Here is a 16,597-nt window from a genome sequence, read left to right on the forward strand (position 1 = left end):
TCTTTCGCTCGAACCGCGTGGTTGCTAGATTGGTCGCCCAAGGGCGATCCAGACGGCTTCGATGAAAACGAAAGCACAGAGTGTCTCTACGTAAGGTCGCACTTTCCGATGACCGCGGTTGTCGTACACGATCAATGCCGCGAGAATAATGTCGGTAAGCGCGAGGCACACGGTCTGTGACGAGGACTGTCGAAAGTCAAACCAATATCCCAGCGTCCTCGCAAGCCCGGCGGGCATCACCACCAACACGATGCAAATCATGTACCGCATGTGTGCCGCCACATCTCGTTTTCGAATAGTCGCGATCGCAAGACCGTACAAGACGGCCTGCAGCAAGAGTTGGATGGTCGACAGAAATTCATCGTTGCGAGCCGCTGCGGTTGAAACTCCATCCGCCAGATGTTCGTGATATTCCTTCCAGACCATCGCAACGGAAAAGATCAGAATGAACGGCATCAGGATATTCGAGAGGTTTCCTAACTTTCTATGGAGCGAAAACGCCTTGTACCGGATCGCAAATGGCTGAATGATCAACAACGCGAGAAAACAGAAGAGCAGCAGCGCATGCACATGAACTGCCCAGGTGATCGATGCTTCGAAGTGGGGGAATTCAGATAAATATGGGATCCAGAAGCCCGCGACGAAGATAGGGAGAAGCGCAAGCAAAACGTATGCGAGATTGCGGTATGCGCGTTCCATTCCTAAAGCTCCTCTAGCGTTTCTGACCCTCGGCTGTGTTGGAAAAGACGAATGCGGTCGAGCATCCTGGTTCGCCCCAAATCAAATCGTCCCATTCGTTTTGATTACAGGCCTCGCCAGAATACATATCTCATTTGCACCTGAAAAGCATTTCCTTTTCATACCCATCCGTGAAACGATGTTCATCCATGCCCGAGATATCAACATCTAAACAACAATTTGCGCTCGAATACACCGCCGCATGGTGCAGTCAGAACGCCGCCAGTGTTGCGTCATTCTTTTCACCCGACGGCTCCCTCACCATCAACAAGGGCACTCCCTCCATTGGCCAGGCTGCTATTACCGCGGCTGCGCAATCCTTTATGAGCGCCTTTCCCGATCTCCGGATCCTCATGGACCGCATCACAGAGCGCGTCGATCGCACCGAATATCACTGGACTTTGACCGGCACCAATACCGGCCCCGGTGGCACCGGAAATCCTGTTCGCATCAGCGGCTTTGAATCTTGGCTATTTGATCCGGACGGGCTCATCCGCGAATCCGAAGGCCACTTTGATGCGGCCGATTATCGTCGCCAGCTTACGGCCACACCATCATAGTCGGACGCTGCAACTCCCTCGGCGCCGGTATATTCTCAATCTGGCAAGCTCGCAGGAGTCCTTCATGACCACCAGCACCGCGTCCCCCATCATTCGCGCCCCTCGCGGCAATACTCTCCGCTGCAAAGGCTGGCAGCAGGAAGCCGCACTCCGCTGCCTCATGAACAATCTCGACCCCGAAGTCGCCGAGCGTCCCCAGGACCTCGTCGTCTACGGCGGCATTGGTCGAGCCGCGCGCAACTGGGAGTGCTTTCACGCTATCGTTCGCGAACTCGAGCGCCTCGGTCCTGAAGACACGCTCCTCGTCCAATCCGGCAAGCCCGTCGCCGTCTTTCCCACCCACGAAATGGCGCCGCGCGTCATCATCGCCAACTCCAACCTGGTAGGGAAGTGGGCGACCTGGGATCACTTCAACGAACTCGATCGCAAAGGCCTCATGATGTACGGACAGATGACCGCCGGCTCGTGGATCTACATCGGGACGCAAGGGATATTGCAGGGCACATTCCAGACCTTCGCCGCCCTCGCCGAGCGCCACTTCGGCGGAACCCTGAAACACAAGCTCGTCGTCACCGGCGGCATGGGCGGCATGGGTGGCGCGCAGCCGCTCTCCGTCACCATGAACGACGGCGTCGTCCTGGCCATCGATGTCGATCGCAGCCGCATTCTACGGCGCGTGGAAACACGCTATTGCGACACTCTCACAGAAAATCTCGATGAGGCGCTCAGGCTTTGCGAGTTGGCGCGCCGCGAAGGCCGCGCGCTATCCGTCGGCCTCGTCGGTAACTGTGCCGACATCCTTCCCGAAATCGTGCGCCGCGGCGTCCAGGTCGACGTCGTAACCGACCAGACCAGCGCCCACGACCCGCTCAACGGCTACGTGCCGCAAGGACTTTATGTCGCCGCAGCCGCGGACTTGCGCCATCGCGATCCCGAGGAATACGTCCGCCGCTCCACCGCCAGCATGGTTGTCCACGTCAACGCCATGCTCGCCCTCCAGCGCGCCGGCGCCGTCACCTTCGACTACGGCAACAACATCCGCCGCTTCGCCTTCGACGCCGGCTGCGCCGACGCCTTCCTCATCCCAGGCTTCGTCCCTGAATACATCCGTCCGCTCTTCTGCACCGGGCAGGGCCCATTCCGATGGGTCGCGCTCTCCGGCGATCCCAAAGATATCGACGTCACCGACGATCTCGCTCTCGAACTTTTCCCAGACAACGAAATCCTCACCCGCTGGATGCGCCTGGCCCGCGGCCGCTTCGCTTTCCAGGGACTGCCAGCGCGCATCTGCTGGCTCGGCTATGGCGATCGCGCCAAGATGGGCGAAGCCATGAACGACCTGGTCAAGAAGGGAAAGATCTCCGCGCCCATCGCCATCGGTCGCGATCATCTCGACACCGGTTCCGTCGCCAGCCCTTATCGCGAAACTGAAAAGATGCTCGACGGCAGCGACGCCGTAGCAGACTGGCCTCTGCTGAACTTCGCTCTCAACACCGCCTCCGGCGCAACATGGGTCAGCTTCCATCACGGCGGCGGCGTAGGCATGGGCTACTCCCTCCACGCCGGCCAGGTCACCGTAGCCGACGGGACTGATATGGCCTCCCGCAAAATTGCCCGCGTGCTCAACAACGACCCCGGCATAGGCGTTGCCCGCCACACCGACGCCGGCTACGAGTCAGCCCAGCAAACCGCCAGAGAAAAGGGAATTCACATCCCCATGGCAGAATAGGTGCTGACAAGAGGACCGGGTGGCGTCTGGTCCTATAATCCAGGCGTGAGTTGGATCGCAAGGCACAAAGCAGCATCAGGATTCATAGGCTTGACGCTTGTTGTCTTGATTTGCAGTGGCTGGATAGGACTGCGCTACATTGAATCGCATTCAGTGGCGTGCGATTGCGAAGATCCGGTCGACGCGGAACGTGTTGCTCTCTGGAATCCCTTCCGCGATAGGTCTTCAGAAAAAATCGCCATCGAGGTAGTCGGCGCAGAGCAATCGGGGAAGTGCATAGTTCTCTCAACCGGTGCGGAATACTGCCCCGAGGTATCGGAAGCGACGGTCACTTCATGGAAGCTTACAGGCAGAAGTGTGACGGGCAATACTGCTCTAGTGAGGTTCTGGGTGCTTCGCCCCAAAACCCGCCTCGGCGACCCTCTCTGGGTGCGGATGCAGCGTCAGGGAGGAGCATGGAAAGTTGATCGAGTTGATACTTACTATTAGCTTCTCCGCCACATGCCACAACCATTCTGCGCCGTTTGCGGGATGGGTGGGAAACCTCAATACTCAGTCAGGCACAAATCGCTTAACTAGTTAACTCCGCTAACAGGCGCGAAGCGCCGCTGACTCGCTAATTCACAAACACCGGCAAGCTCACCATGATCGCCATCGTCAACATCGGCCAACTCATCACCCTCTCCGGCTCCCAACGCCCACGCACCGGCAGGGAACTCGGCGACCTCGCCATCATCAACGATGCGGCTCTCCTCATCGAAGACGACCGCATCATTGCAACCGGCCCATACTCAGCCCTCAAATCCCAAATTCCGTCCAACGCAACCATCATCGACGGCAATCACGGCTGCGTCACCCCCGGCTTCGTCGATGCCCACACCCACCTCGTCTTCGCCGGAAACCGCGCCGCCGAATTCGAACAGCGCATCGCCGGCGCCACCTACCAGCAGATCGCCGCCGCCGGCGGAGGCATCCTGCGCACCGTAGCCCTCACCCGCGCCGCTACTGAAGATGAGTTACTCGCCGCCGCCCGCCGCCACCGCGACTGGATGCTCCGCTCCGGCACCACGACGTTAGAAGCGAAGTCCGGTTACGGCCTCGATCGCGACACCGAACTCAAAATGCTCCGCGTGATTCGCCGCCTCAACGAAGAAGGCCCGGTGCGAATCGTCCCTACGCTGCTAGCCGCTCACACCGTCCCGCCCGAATGCAAAGACCACCGCGCCGACTACGTCCGTTTCGTCTCGGAAGAACTCATCCCCGAAGTCGCCAAACTCGGACTCGCGAAATATTGCGACGTGTTCTGCGATGACCATGCCTTCTCCGCAGAAGAGGCACATGTCGTACTGACTGCCGCAGCACGAAATGGCCTTGGACTTCGTGTTCACGCGGAACAATTCAGATCAGGCACGAGCGCCGTAATGGCATCGATCCTCGGCGCCGCTACTGCCGACCACCTCGAAGCCATCGAGGATGAAGACCTCTTCCATTTGTGGGCGGCAGGCACCCAGCCCGTCCTTCTGCCCGGCTCGGTCTTCGCCCTCAGCCGCACGCAATATCCGCCCGCGCGCAAGATGATCGAAGCTGGCCTCGCCATCGTCCTCGCCACGGACTTCAATCCAGGCTCCTCGCCAGTCCCCTCCATGCCCTTCATGCTCTCGCTGGCCTGCCTGCAGATGGGCTTGTCACCCGCCGAAGCCCTTACGGCCGCCACCATCAACGCCGCCCACTCGCTCGGCCTCGGCGCGGAAATCGGCTCACTCGAAACAGGCAAGCAAGCCGACTTCGTCATCCACGAATTTGCCGACTACCGCGAACTCGCCTACTTCATCGCCGCCCCTCTTCGCCCAAGAGTTTTCATCGCTGGCCGCGAAGTAGCCGTTTAATACAGCCGTGTCATTCCGACCGACCGCAGGGAACTTGCATTTGTTCTTCGGGTAAATGCGCCGCGACGGCGCGCTGCCCAGCACCCCTCACACAACCAGGTGCTCCCGCGCCCTTTTCCTCTCCGCCACAAAAATCCCCACACCCAACCCCAGCTGCACCAGCGTAGCTCCCACCACCTTCACCACCGCCATCACCTTGTCCGGTTGATCCGCCCCCGGAAACAGTGACAGCACGATCGTCGTTCCCGTCGCGACAAACCCCACCACTCCAAGCGCAATCGCCACCGGCTTTCCCCCCGGCACCCGCCGAACATTCGGTCCCGCCGGCTCCCATTGCAGCCGGATCATCGTCGCAAACAGCAGCAGGTACGGAATGAAATACGAGATCACCGCCATGCTCACCAGCACGTCGTAAGCCCCGCGTACGGTCGTTCCCGTCTGCCCCAGGATCGCCACCAGTACACTCGCGAGCCCATACACGCCGATCGCCACCCACGGCGTTCGATAGCGGCGATGGATCGATCCGAACACCGGCGGCAGATAATGATCGATCCCTGCCACAAACGGCAGCCTCGAAGTAGACGACAAATTCGCCGCTGTCGAGCCTACGCTGTTCACGCCCACCAGCAGCGCAATAGGCACCAGCATCCATCCCAGTCCCAGCTTTGCGCTCAGCATCTGCACGCCGCTCACAAATCCCTGCAGACCGCTCACCGCATCGCTCGGCAGCGCCACCAGCAGCGCCATCGTTCCGCCGATATACCCCAGCGTCACAATCGTGCCACCCACCAGGATCGCCCACGGCATCGTCTTCCGCGGATTCTGAATCTCGTCCCCCATCGCGCTCGCCGCCTCCACGCCGCCAAACGCGAAAAATACTCCCGACCAGAACACCGCATTATCCAGCGACCAGTGCGGCGTCATGCTCGCCACTGTGAATTGCGTCGCCGGCCCAAACCGCATCCACGACACCGCCGCCATCATCATCAGCAGGGCGAGCGGCACCAGGCTTCCGATCGAGCAAACATTATTCAGCCACTTGCCTGCATCCACGCCGCGAATATTCAGCACGATGATGATCGTCAGCCAGAATGTCGCGAATCCCATGAAATACAGCGGGCTGCTGTTCAAGTGTGCGGCGCGCGGCCCGAACGCGATCAGCACCGACGCAGCGCCAAAGTAGAGCACCCCCGCGAAGAACGGCAGGTTGCTCATCCAGTACATCCACGCCGCCACGAACCCAGTGAAGTCACCGAACGCTGTGCGCGTCCAAACGTAGATGCCGCCTTCTTCAGGATGCCGCGACGAAAGCTCCATCACGCTCGCCGCCAGCGGAATAAAAAAGCACGTCAGTGCCGCCACCCAGATGAGGAGAATGCTGGGCCCTGCAGCCGCAGCTGTCGAAGTCCAGCGCACATTCAGCGCCACCACGACGTAGAACAGCGCCAGGTCGCGAAACCGGATGCCGCGTTTCAGTGCTGTAGCCGAAGCCATGTGCGTCGCAGCATAGCAGAGCCGCGCGCGTCAAGAAATCTAAATCCGCTACCGCGTTGAACGGTGCGTCAGCGCGTAGGTCATCCACAGTCTTCAATCACTCCAATTTCAGCTGCTGCCGATCCTTACCGGACCCCTGGCATTTTGAGCGAAGCGCAGCAAAGTCGGAGGATCCGCGGTTATCTTTCTTCGTCACGCGCAACGACCTTCGGCAGAGACCCAGAACCTACTTCCCACCCAGATCCTTCAGCACTGCCATCGCCGCATTCCGCCCGTTGATCCCGATCACGCTGCCCCCCGGATGCGTGCACGCCCCGCACAAATAAATCCCCTTCATCGGCGTTCGCGCGCTCAGCCGGTTCGCCCACATGTATTGCGGCAGGCACTCCCCCTGGAAGATATGTCCGCCCGTCAGTCCCACCTTCTTCTCAATATCCGGCGGACCCAGCACCTGCGCATCGATCACCGCTGAATCTATCCCGCCATCGCCGATATTGCTGCAGAATCTTGCCAGCGACTTCATCGCGAGCCGTCGCACTTCGTCGCGCCGCTCGTCCCAGATTCCCTGCGCAAAGGTATACGGCACATACTGCGCAAACACGCTCATCGTGTGTGTGCCATGAGGAACCACCGACGAATCGTGCACGCTCTGAAAATACAGTTCGCACCACAAATGCTCCGGCAACTCCCCGCGCCTCGCCGCCGAGAATCCCGCTTTCCACTCTTCCTTCGTCAGCGGGGCGTTGATCTGTCCGTAATGGTGCGCTTCGTTTGTTCCTGGCCGCGCCTTGAAGTTCGGCAGCTCATTCAAGTGCACATTCAACTTCACCGTGCAGCCCTCGATCGGCACGTCCTCCACGCGCTTTCTCCAGCCCGCATCCGCCGCCCCACCCAGCAGCCCAAGCGTCCGCCGCGGGTCCGCATTCGAGACCACCACGCGTGCCTGAATTCGTTCGCCACCCTCAAGAATTACGCCTTCGCCGGGCAGAATCTCTGCCACCGGCGCACCCGACACCACCGTTGCCCCAGCCTCGCGCGCCGCATCGCAAAAGTAGAACGACACCATTCCCATGCCGCCCTTCACATAGCCCCACATCCCCGGCATGCCGCCCAGGCGCCCCGAAGAGTGGTGAAAGCGGATCGACGCTGTCCCCGGGTCGAACGGGCTCGCATTCGTCCCAATCACGCCCTGGCCGAGATAGGCCACCTGCAGCCGCTCGTCGCGAAGATAGTGCTCCACATACTCTGCCATCGACCACTCGAACAGCACCGCCCGCGCCTCAACGTCATCGCCCAGCAGCAATTCAATCTGTTCGCGCGTCGGTGCCTCGTCAATCCACAAATCGTCTTCGCCGGCTGGCCTCAGCGCATCACGCAGCCGCCGGATCACGTCGCTCATCGCGTTGAAACCGTTCACATCATCCGGAGCGAGCCTCCGCACCTCCGCTTCGCAGCGCGCATCGTCGTCCCAGAGCTGAATGCTCGACCCATCGAGAAAGGGAACAAACAGTCCATTCACCGCCGGAGTCCACTCAAACCCCCGTCGCGGCAGCTCCAACTCCTCCACCACCAGCGGATGCAGCAGTCCCGCCAGGTACGCGCACGGCGACATCTGTACTCCGGGAAATGGCTCCTCAATCGTGCAAGCCCCGCCCACACGCACGCGGCTCTCAATCACCAGAACGCGTTTACCCGCCTTCGCCAGATACGCAGCGCATGCCAGGCCGTTATGGCCGGCACCGACCACAATCACATCCCAGGTCTTCGCCGCCAGTTCGCGAATCGGTGCCGGCAGTCCGATCTCGCCCAGTACCGCCGCTGTAGGGGAGCTCATAGAAAATTACGTTAACATCCGGCGATGAAAACTCGAATTGAATCGCGGAGCCACTACTTTGTGAGACTCCGCAGCACCTTCACTTGACGCTGATATCTCCATCCACATCCACCACCAGCGTGTCGGCCACAATCTGCATTGAGTGCACCTTCAGCTTCTCCAGCGTCACCTTGTACCCCGACGACGCCGTTGAACCCTCCAGCGCCTTGCGCAGTAAATCTGCGGCATCTACCTTCATGCTCGATGGCACCTGCCGGCTCAGGAAGGGCGCGAGCAGAAAATTCAGCTCCCGCTGGTCGCTCACTTTGATCAGTTGCGCGTCGCGGAACCCGATGGATTCGCCCTCCCCGTATGGCGCTACGGAGACCTCGGCCGTCGGCGCAAGCGAGATCCCGATACAGGCGCCGCCCATCGATTTACCCATGCGCGCCCGCGTCTTTACCTTCACCAGGATCCGGTCCTGGACAAAGCTGACCTTCGCATCGTCTGCATACACCCAGCACCCCGTCCGTTCCGATCCCTTCAAGTAGAACCGACCGCCCGGCCCGCTAAATAGCTGCTGTTTCAACGTTCTTTCCAGGGCTTCCCGGCTTACCCGCAACTCCACGGCGCCACAGCGCATTGCTCCGGCCACCAGAAGCAGAAGCGCCCCGGCCAGCACCCACTGACATTTGTTCATAACGTTATGGTGCCATCAAAACGGGTCCGGCGGTCATTTTGGCATATCAAATCGAGATCAAACCCGCGCCGGCACCCAAAAAACAGTCTGTAAGCCTTTAGGAATGAGATAGGTGTAGTGATTAACTTCTGAATACTTTGCGACAAGAAAACGCTTAAAATGACCAGCTTTGCTATTGATTTTTGAAGAAAAAATCCCTAAAATAGAACCATCGAGTCGCCTTAGGGCCGTAAGGATCCCCAGCCCGTCGCCCGAGGCAAGTTGGGACCAAGAACTCCACTCCTTTCTAAGGAAAACAAAACCAAATGGCAAAACGTAGAGGAAATCCGAATTGGGGCAAGCCTGAGCCCATCGGCCCAGTTGTCCCCACCGTGACCTCCTTTGAACAGATCGTCAAGGAGTTCAAGCTCACCCCGGATCAGTACATCCGTTCCACCCGCCTTCGTGAGTGGGCCCGTCGGAACAAAAATTCGAAGTACATTCCTGAGGCGCTCCTTGAAGCCTGGGGCTTTGAGATTGAGTCTACTTTGTAGAATTCCGCATCTCTGGCTGTCAACAAGAACGCCGCCTTCGGGTGGCGTTTTTGTTGCCCTTAAGTAACGTTCTTTGCCTATAGCCTCCCAATCGGCGAGAATGAAAGCTGTTTCCGATGCCTGAAAGCGCGCGCACCTTCGAAGCTCCATTCACCGATGTCCCGGGTGCCATTGCCGACATTCGCGCCGGTCGCATGGTGGTCGTCGTCGATGACGAGGACCGCGAAAACGAAGGCGACCTGACCCTCGCTGCGGAACACGTCACGCCCGAGGCCATCAATTTCATGGCCCGCTACGGCCGCGGCCTTGTCTGCCTCACCCTCACTGAAGAGCGCGCCGACCACCTGCGCCTCTTTCCCATGACGCAGCAGAACTCTTCGCGCTTTGGCACAGCCTTCACGGAGACCATCGAAGCCCGCGAGGGTGTCACCACCGGCATCTCCGCGGCTGACCGCGCGCATACCATCCGCACCGCCATCGATCCCCGATCCACCTCGAGCGACCTGGTCCGCCCCGGCCACATCTTTCCTCTCCGCGCCCGCCAGGGCGGAGTCCTCGTTCGCGCCGGCCAGACCGAAGCTTCCGTCGACCTCGCCCGCCTCGCCGGCCTCAAGCCTGCCGGGGTCATCTGCGAAATCATGCGCGACGACGGCGAGATGGCTCGCATCCCAGACCTCATCCCGTTCTGCGGCGAGCACAATCTCCGCATCCTCACCGTCGCCGAACTCATCCGCTACCGCCTGCGCCACGAGCGCTACATTGTCCGCGCCGGCGAGACTCGCATCCAGACCAAATACGGCGAATTCCGCATGATCGCCTACGAGAGCGAGGTCAACGGCGGCGAAAGCCACATCGCCCTCGTGCGCGGCGATCTGTGCCCCAGTTGTCCCGCTTGCCATGACGGACCGGCCAACATCCCCGGCGATCCGCGCACCAGCCGCCCTCCGTGCTCCCACGCCGTTCTCGTCCGCGTACACACGCGCTGCACCGCCGGCGACGTCTTCGCCGCCGACTGCCACTGTCGCGAAGTCCTCGACAACTCCATGCGGATGATCGCCGAAGAAGGCTGCGGCGCAATCCTCTACCTCCACAACACCTCCCGCGGATTCGAGATCGACAAGATCCCTGCCACTGCACCGCCCTTCGATCAAACCGCCACCGCTGTTTCTGACGGTTCCGCCGCAACCGCCAACCATCTCGTCCTTCATCAGCAGCTTCGCACCCGCGAGGGCTCGCAGGCCCGCAGCGGCCGCATCCTCCGCGCCATCGGCCTCGGCGGCCAGATCCTCTCCGACCTCGGCATCCAGCGCATCCGCCTGCTCTCCAACACCCCCATGCACATTCCCGCGTTAGAAGGCTTCGGCCTGGAAATCGTCGAACAGGTCCCCATTCCCGTCGAAGACTGCACCCGCGTTGAGCGGTGAAGCTCTCGCGCGGAAGGAGCAGCGGCCTTCAGGCCTCTGAAGAGAGTTATCTCATTCAGCTGGCTTTAGGCCCGCGCCTTTGGATTGGCGATATCGGCAACTGATCCCTTTCCCTCAGCCAAATCTGCAGCCTTGTGCGCGGCCTTCCTCACTCGTACCGCAGCGCCACCATCGGATTCACCTTCGTCGCCCGCCGCGCCGGAATAAAAATCGCGAGCAGCGCCGCCATCATCAGCAGAGCCGCAGCGCCGCTGAGCGCCACCGGATCCCACGGCCGAACGGAAAACAGCAATTCGCTCATCAATCGTGTCAGAAAGAGCGCCAGGCCCAGGCCGAGACCCAATCCGATGGCGATGGTCGCCATGCCGCTTCGGATGAGCATGCCCAGCACGTCGCCGCGGTCAGCGCCAAGGGCCATGCGCAAGCCAATTTCCTTATGCCTCTGCGCAACTCCGTACGAAGTCACGCCATAAATTCCTACCGCAGCAAGCACCAGCGCCAGCCCTGCAAATCCCGCCAGCAGGATCAGCGCCAGGCGCCGCCGCTCAAGCGACTCGCCCATCACCTCCGTCATGGAACTCACCTTGTAAACGGGCAGATCCGGGTCGATCGCCGAGACTTCTCTCTGGATCGTCGGCACCAGGTTCATCGGATTCCCTGACGCCAGCACCGCCAGCGTCATCGCACCGGATGGTCGCTGGTTCTCCGGCCAATAAACCTCCACGCGCGAACGCGCTTCAAGCGTCCTGTTGTGCACGTGCCTTACCACCCCAACCACTGTCGCCCACGGAACTGTTGACCGCTGACCTCCGGGATGCAGGTGCTTTCCCACTGGATCCTGATTCGGCCAAAATTCCTGCGCCAAGCTCTCGTCCACGATGGCAACGGGAGCCGCCGTATCAGAATCGCGAGCCTCGAATGCACGGCCTCGAACCACCGAAATGCCCATTGCCTTGAAATAGTCGGGCGTCACCACGCGCTGATCGGCTTCCGGAGTCGTTTTCTCCAGAGGAACCGATTGCGTGTCAATCGTTGTGGTGCCCGACCCGCCCTGGCCGCTCAATGGCAGCGCGGAAACCGCACCCGCTGCCTGCACGCCCGGCAGTCCCTGCACCCGTCCTAGCAGATCCGCATAGAATCCGCGCACCTGTTCCGGTTTGCTGTAGACGGCATCCGGCAGCGCCACCCGCATCGTCAGCACTCCATCCGGGCGGAAGCCTGGATCCACCTTCAGAATCTCGGCAAAGCTTCGAATCAGCAGACCCGCCGCAGCAATCAGCAGCAGCGATAGTGCTGTTTCACAAATCACCAGCACGCTCCGCAGTCGCTTCGGCCGTTTGCCTTCCGTGCTTCTCCCGCCTTTCAGTCCTTCGAATCCGCGCTTGCGGCCCGCCTGCAATGCGGGCGCCAGTCCAAACAGAATTCCGGTCGCCAGCGAAATCGCCGCAGTCAAAAGCAGCGCCCTGCCGTCAATCGATGTGTGCACCGCGCGCGGCAACGACTTCGCCGCAATTCGAACCAGCTCATGCAATATCCATGGGGTGATAGCCACTCCCACAACACCTCCGGCAAACGCTAGCACAACACTTTCCGTCAGCAGTTGCCTCATTAAGCGCGAGCCACTCGCGCCCAATGCCATGCGGGTCTCCATCTCCTGCTGCCGCTCCGTCGACCGCACCAGCAGAAGATTGGCGATATTCGCGCATGCGATCAACAGCACCAGCCCCACGGCCGCCATCAGCACAATCAGCGAAGGCTTCACATCGCCCACCGTTTCCTCCAGCAGCGGATGCAGGATGATCCCAAAATTGAATTTCTGGTAGGGATAAGAACCGTGCTGTTCGATGATTGTCTTGCCCACGCGGTCCATATCCGATTGCACCTGCGCCAGCGAAAGTCCCGGCTTCATGCGGCCCAGCACTTCAAAGCCGTGGTTCCCGCGGCTTTTCTCGCTCAAATCGTCGGGCGAGAAGGCGAGCGGTCCCCATATCTCAGTCTCGTCCGGATAGGCGAATCCCTCTGGCATCACACCCACCACCGACATGGGAACCCCGTCGATGTCGATCGTGCTTCCAATCACGTTTCGATTCCCGCCAAAGACGCGCCGCCACAGCCCGTAACTGAGCACCACTTCGTGATCGCGTCCCGGTTGCGCCTCTTCAGGCAGAAACGTGCGCCCCAGCAGCGTCTGCACACCCAGCATGGGGAAGAGGCTGGGCGTAACCGAGGCGCCCACCACCCGCCGCGGACTTCCCTTGACCCCGAGATTGATCGAGCCGGATCCAATGGCCGCAAGATCGCTGAAACTGTTATTCAACTGCTGAAAGTCCCGAAACTCCGGAGCCGAGACCCAGTTCTGATCATTGGGCGCGCCAATCCCGGTAAACCGTGTCCAGACCTTGATGAGGCGATCTGGATTGCTGTACGGCAGCGGCCTCAGCAGCACCGCATCAAGCACGCTGAAGATCGCGGCGTTGGCACCGATGCCCAGCGCCATGGTTAAAACGACCACCGCCGCGAAGCCCGGCTTCTTTGCCATCTGTCGAACCGCGAATCGCAGGTCCTGCAAGAGAATGCCCATTGCCTTTGCCTCCGGGAAACTTGGGGTATGGGGAACTGCTAGTTGAATCGATGACCGGTTGCACCTGAATCTGGCGGATCCAACAAAAGGGAAGGCAATTCTCCAGCCAGAAAATCAGCGGCTAAACCACTGATGGTACGCGGAGGAGATATGTCCGGTTCCGTTCGACACGTCCGCTTTCGAAAACCGCGATCGAAAATGAACATTCGACAGAACAAACCAACTCTGGTTTTACCGTAGAACTTCGTCCCCGCCTGCGCTATGCTCCATTGAGTCTGGTTCAACACATCTCCCCGGAGCCCCGACATGCAGACACCGGCCATCCCAGCCAACGAGTCCAGCAGAATCGCAGCCCTCCACGCCCTCGACATCCTCGATACCGCGCCTGAAGAGCGCTACGACCGTCTCACGCGACTCGCCAAGCGGGTGTTCAACGTCCCGTATTCCACCATCAGCATGATCGACGACCAGCGGCAGTGGTTCAAATCGATCCAGGGCCTCAGCCTTTGTCAGACCTCGCGGGACATCTCGTTTTGCGCCCACGCCATCCTCTTCGACGAGATTCTGTATGTCGACAATGCGCTCAAGGACGAGCGATTTCACGACAATCCCGTAGTCGTCGGCGATCCGAAGATCCGCTTTTATGCCGGCTGCTCCTTGAACGTGAACGGCTTCAAAATGGGCACATTCTGCGTCTTCGATAAAAAGCCCAGGGCATTCACTGCCGAAGACCGGCAGTTGCTCAAAGACCTCGCCGGACTCGCGGAGCAGGAACTGGCTCTTCGGGAACCATCCAGGTCCAACTGAGGCGCCGCTGCGCTTGAGCAAATCGATGTCAAGTCTCGCTTTACATCGCTGCCGTCCAAATTCCTCAAAACAATCGCCAAAAAGTTTGCCCATTTTTGCAGGTTATTTCGCCGGTAAGCCTACGATGAAACTATTCAGGCGACCTCGACTCTTTTTCTTGTCGCCGTGCTCACCACAGTTTCACAGGCTGTTAAGCTCCTGCACTTGGCTTTCAGTTCGTCCTTCTCACTCAACAATCGGCATGTGAAACGGTGCATCGGTTCAAAAAGGCGCCCTAAGTCCAATGCTCAGGAGACTCTGTGTCTAAATCACTTTGTTTGCAGGACTTTGCAAAACTCGGTCTTCCGTTAGCCATTGGAAGTAGAGACTTTCTTAACTGAGATGGGGGAGGGGTACCACCCAGAATCACCCTTGTCTTCGGTCGCAAGGAGCAGTTTCTCCTCGATGCAAAACCAGAAAAGCCGCCCTCTCGGGCGGCTCGCTGATAACCGATAACCGAAAACTGCTTTTCTACCACCCCAGTACGTACGCGAACATCAAGGGCGCCACGATCGAAGCATCGCTTTCGACGATGAACTTCGGCGTCTTCTCGCCCAGCTTGCCCCAGGTGATCTTCTCGTTCGGCACGGCTCCTGAATATGACCCGTAGCTCGTCGTCGAGTCCGAAATCTGGCAGAAGTACGCCCACAGCGGCACATGCTCGCGCTGCAGATCCTGGTGCAGCATCGGCACCACGCAGATCGGGAAATCGCCGGCGATGCCGCCGCCAATCTGGAAGAATCCCAGCGGCGCCGTCTTCGTCGTTTCCGTGTACCACTCCGCCAGTTCCATCATGTATTCGATGCCCGTCCGCACCGTGTGCACCTTCTTCACATCCCCTGTGATGCAATGGCCGGCATACATATTCCCCAGCGTCGCGTCCTCCCACCCCGGCACAAACATGGGTAGATTTTTTTCTGCGGCCGCCAGCAGCCAGCTGTTCTTCGGGTCAATCTGGTACGAAACCTTCAGATCGCCGGAGAGCAGAATCTTGTACATGAACTGGTGGGGAAAGTAGCGCTCGCCCGCCTTGTCCGCGCGCACCCACTCCTTCAGCACCTCGTTCTCGATCCGCCGCATCGCCTCCATCTCTGGAATGCAGGTATCGGTCACGCGGTTCATGTGCCGGCTCAGCAGCGCAGCTTCATCTGCGGGGGTCAGATCGCGATAGTGAGGAACGCGCTCGTAGAAGTCATGCGCCACCAGGTTGAACACATCCTCTTCGAGATTCGCTCCCGTGCAGCAGATGCCATGCACCTTGTCCTGCCGGATCATCTCCGCCAATGACAACCCCAGTTCCGCGGTGCTCATGGCTCCGGCGATGGTCATAAACATCTTTCCAGCCGACGCCAGGTGTGCCTTGTAAGCCTCCGCAGCATCAACCAATGCCGCGGAATTGAAATGACGATAGTGATGCTTGATGAACGTCGAAATTGCTGACATTTTGCTTTTTGTTTCTCCCGTTTCCTACGCTAACACAGCAAAACCAGCGCTCGATGAACGCAAACCTGCACGGGGCACGCAGTGATTCCGGCGAGACGATCTATCGATTCGCAACGTTATTTCACACGATAGTCGCCTTCTTGAATCTCAAGCGCTGCTCTCTCGATATGCTCGAGGCGGCCCAAATCGCGCCAATAGTACTGGTCTGCTCGGTAGGCCAGCACAGCTTCATTTTGTTCAGCGAGTCGCAGATAAAGAGGGATTACGGAGAAGGCGCCATCTTCGTGCATGACCGAGAAAATGCGCGGAGAAAGGATGTGAATCCCGCAGAAGGCAAGCGCCTGCGTCGCCCTCGCTGGGCGGGCCATTTCGGGTTCGCCAGACAAGCCTGCGCGACGGCCACAAAGCTGGTCGTTCTCGTCGAAAAGGAGATAACGCGACGTCGAGCGGTTCTGAACCGCAAGAGTTGCAAGGGCATTGCGCTCCTGGTGGAACTGGAGCATCTGATTGAAGTCGATGGTGCTGAGAACGTCGACGTTGTGTACGAGAAATGGCTCGTCGGAATCGCGAAAGAAGGACGCAGCCCTTTTGATTCCGCCGCCAGTATCGAGAAGCGCGTCCTCGCGGGATATCTCGATATGCATGCCGAAGTCTTCGTGGCTTCGGAGGTAAGCGGCGATCATGTCCGCGAAGTGATGCGCATTGACGATGACGTCGCGAATGCCGAAGGCGCGAAGTCTCGCCAGTGTAAGTTCAAGAAGCGTGCGTCCGGCAACTTCAACGAGGGCCTTGGGACGGTCATTGGTCAACGGGCGCAGACGTGTGCCAAGGCCCGCAGCGAGCACCATTG

General features: G+C 59.6%; 13 protein-coding genes. 6 read left to right on the forward strand and 7 right to left on the reverse strand.

Translation table 11 applies throughout. From position 1 onward, the window contains the following. Positions 1-24: 24 nt before the first annotated feature. Positions 25-699 carry a hypothetical protein gene (locus tag WCA10_RS21305; protein WP_472824546.1) on the reverse strand — a complete coding sequence of 225 codons (675 nt, stop codon included), beginning with the start codon at positions 697-699 and terminating at the stop codon, positions 25-27. Between the two features lie 188 nt (positions 700-887). On the opposite strand from WCA10_RS21305, the gene WCA10_RS21310 reads away from it, so the two are divergent. From WCA10_RS21310 to hutI, 3 genes are all read left to right on the forward strand, one after another. Next, positions 888-1,298: an ester cyclase gene (locus tag WCA10_RS21310; RefSeq protein ID WP_472824547.1), complete on the forward strand. Its 411-nt coding sequence runs from the start codon at positions 888-890 to the stop codon at positions 1,296-1,298. 64 nt (positions 1,299-1,362) lie between these two features. Further along, positions 1,363-3,027: a urocanate hydratase gene (hutU, locus tag WCA10_RS21315; protein ID WP_472824548.1), complete on the forward strand. Its 1,665-nt coding sequence runs from the start codon at positions 1,363-1,365 to the stop codon at positions 3,025-3,027. Between the two features lie 644 nt (positions 3,028-3,671). Continuing rightward, positions 3,672-4,913, forward strand: a complete 1,242-nt coding sequence (gene hutI, locus WCA10_RS21320) for an imidazolonepropionase (protein ID WP_472824549.1) — start codon at positions 3,672-3,674, stop codon at positions 4,911-4,913. An 87-nt stretch (positions 4,914-5,000) separates the two neighbouring features. Here hutI and WCA10_RS21325 read toward each other — a convergent pair whose 3' ends face one another. From WCA10_RS21325 to WCA10_RS21335, 3 genes are all read right to left on the reverse strand, one after another. Next, entirely contained in the window at positions 5,001-6,407 is a 1,407-nt protein-coding gene (locus tag WCA10_RS21325) for an APC family permease (RefSeq protein ID WP_472824550.1), read from the reverse strand. A gap of 226 nt (positions 6,408-6,633) precedes the next feature. Then, entirely contained in the window at positions 6,634-8,241 is a 1,608-nt protein-coding gene (locus tag WCA10_RS21330) for a phytoene desaturase family protein (RefSeq protein WP_472824551.1), read from the reverse strand. A 79-nt stretch (positions 8,242-8,320) separates the two neighbouring features. After that, complete coding sequence (locus WCA10_RS21335; RefSeq protein WP_472824552.1) at positions 8,321-8,920, reverse strand: hypothetical protein; 600 nt, start codon at positions 8,918-8,920, stop codon at positions 8,321-8,323. Between the two features lie 305 nt (positions 8,921-9,225). On the opposite strand from WCA10_RS21335, the gene WCA10_RS21340 reads away from it, so the two are divergent. Next, positions 9,226-9,453 carry a hypothetical protein gene (locus tag WCA10_RS21340; protein ID WP_026447189.1) on the forward strand — a complete coding sequence of 76 codons (228 nt, stop codon included), beginning with the start codon at positions 9,226-9,228 and terminating at the stop codon, positions 9,451-9,453. A gap of 116 nt (positions 9,454-9,569) precedes the next feature. Further along, positions 9,570-10,877, forward strand: coding sequence for a 3,4-dihydroxy-2-butanone-4-phosphate synthase (ribB, locus tag WCA10_RS21345; protein WP_472824553.1), 1,308 nt, complete (start codon positions 9,570-9,572; stop codon positions 10,875-10,877). A 148-nt stretch (positions 10,878-11,025) separates the two neighbouring features. On the opposite strand, the gene WCA10_RS21350 is transcribed toward ribB, so the two are convergent. Continuing rightward, positions 11,026-13,458 (reverse strand): ABC transporter permease, encoded by a 2,433-nt coding sequence (locus WCA10_RS21350; RefSeq protein ID WP_472824554.1) that lies wholly within the window; start codon positions 13,456-13,458, stop codon positions 11,026-11,028. Positions 13,459-13,764: 306 nt separating this feature from the next. On the opposite strand from WCA10_RS21350, the gene WCA10_RS21355 reads away from it, so the two are divergent. Continuing rightward, entirely contained in the window at positions 13,765-14,265 is a 501-nt protein-coding gene (locus WCA10_RS21355) for a GAF domain-containing protein (RefSeq protein WP_472824555.1), read from the forward strand. A gap of 510 nt (positions 14,266-14,775) precedes the next feature. On the opposite strand, the gene WCA10_RS21360 is transcribed toward WCA10_RS21355, so the two are convergent. Both WCA10_RS21360 and WCA10_RS21365 read right to left on the reverse strand, forming a co-directional pair. Further along, positions 14,776-15,747 (reverse strand): deoxyhypusine synthase family protein, encoded by a 972-nt coding sequence (locus WCA10_RS21360; protein ID WP_472824556.1) that lies wholly within the window; start codon positions 15,745-15,747, stop codon positions 14,776-14,778. A gap of 116 nt (positions 15,748-15,863) precedes the next feature. Beyond that, positions 15,864-16,595, reverse strand: coding sequence for a nucleotidyltransferase family protein (locus tag WCA10_RS21365; RefSeq protein WP_472824587.1), 732 nt, complete (start codon positions 16,593-16,595; stop codon positions 15,864-15,866). Positions 16,596-16,597: the final 2 nt, after the last annotated feature.

Origin of the sequence: Occallatibacter sp., from assembly GCF_049582745.1 — a bacterium.
Taxonomy (GTDB): domain Bacteria; phylum Acidobacteriota; class Terriglobia; order Terriglobales; family Acidobacteriaceae; genus Telmatobacter.

What these genes read in the sequence shown, in the direction of transcription:
- WCA10_RS21365 (WP_472824587.1), bottom strand. Translation starts at nt 16,595, where the DNA reads ATGGTGCTCGCTGCGGGCCTTGGCACACGTCTGCGCCCGTTGACCAAT.
- WCA10_RS21355 (WP_472824555.1), top strand. Translation starts at nt 13,765, where the DNA reads ATGCAGACACCGGCCATCCCAGCCAACGAGTCCAGCAGAATCGCAGCC.
- WCA10_RS21310 (WP_472824547.1), top strand. Translation starts at nt 888, where the DNA reads ATGCCCGAGATATCAACATCTAAACAACAATTTGCGCTCGAATACACC.
- WCA10_RS21305 (WP_472824546.1), bottom strand. Translation starts at nt 699, where the DNA reads ATGGAACGCGCATACCGCAATCTCGCATACGTTTTGCTTGCGCTTCTC.
- hutU (WP_472824548.1), top strand. Translation starts at nt 1,363, where the DNA reads ATGACCACCAGCACCGCGTCCCCCATCATTCGCGCCCCTCGCGGCAAT.
- WCA10_RS21330 (WP_472824551.1), bottom strand. Translation starts at nt 8,241, where the DNA reads ATGAGCTCCCCTACAGCGGCGGTACTGGGCGAGATCGGACTGCCGGCA.
- WCA10_RS21325 (WP_472824550.1), bottom strand. Translation starts at nt 6,407, where the DNA reads ATGGCTTCGGCTACAGCACTGAAACGCGGCATCCGGTTTCGCGACCTG.
- hutI (WP_472824549.1), top strand. Translation starts at nt 3,672, where the DNA reads ATGATCGCCATCGTCAACATCGGCCAACTCATCACCCTCTCCGGCTCC.
- WCA10_RS21335 (WP_472824552.1), bottom strand. Translation starts at nt 8,920, where the DNA reads ATGAACAAATGTCAGTGGGTGCTGGCCGGGGCGCTTCTGCTTCTGGTG.
- WCA10_RS21360 (WP_472824556.1), bottom strand. Translation starts at nt 15,747, where the DNA reads ATGTCAGCAATTTCGACGTTCATCAAGCATCACTATCGTCATTTCAAT.
- WCA10_RS21340 (WP_026447189.1), top strand. Translation starts at nt 9,226, where the DNA reads ATGGCAAAACGTAGAGGAAATCCGAATTGGGGCAAGCCTGAGCCCATC.
- ribB (WP_472824553.1), top strand. Translation starts at nt 9,570, where the DNA reads ATGCCTGAAAGCGCGCGCACCTTCGAAGCTCCATTCACCGATGTCCCG.
- WCA10_RS21350 (WP_472824554.1), bottom strand. Translation starts at nt 13,458, where the DNA reads ATGGGCATTCTCTTGCAGGACCTGCGATTCGCGGTTCGACAGATGGCA.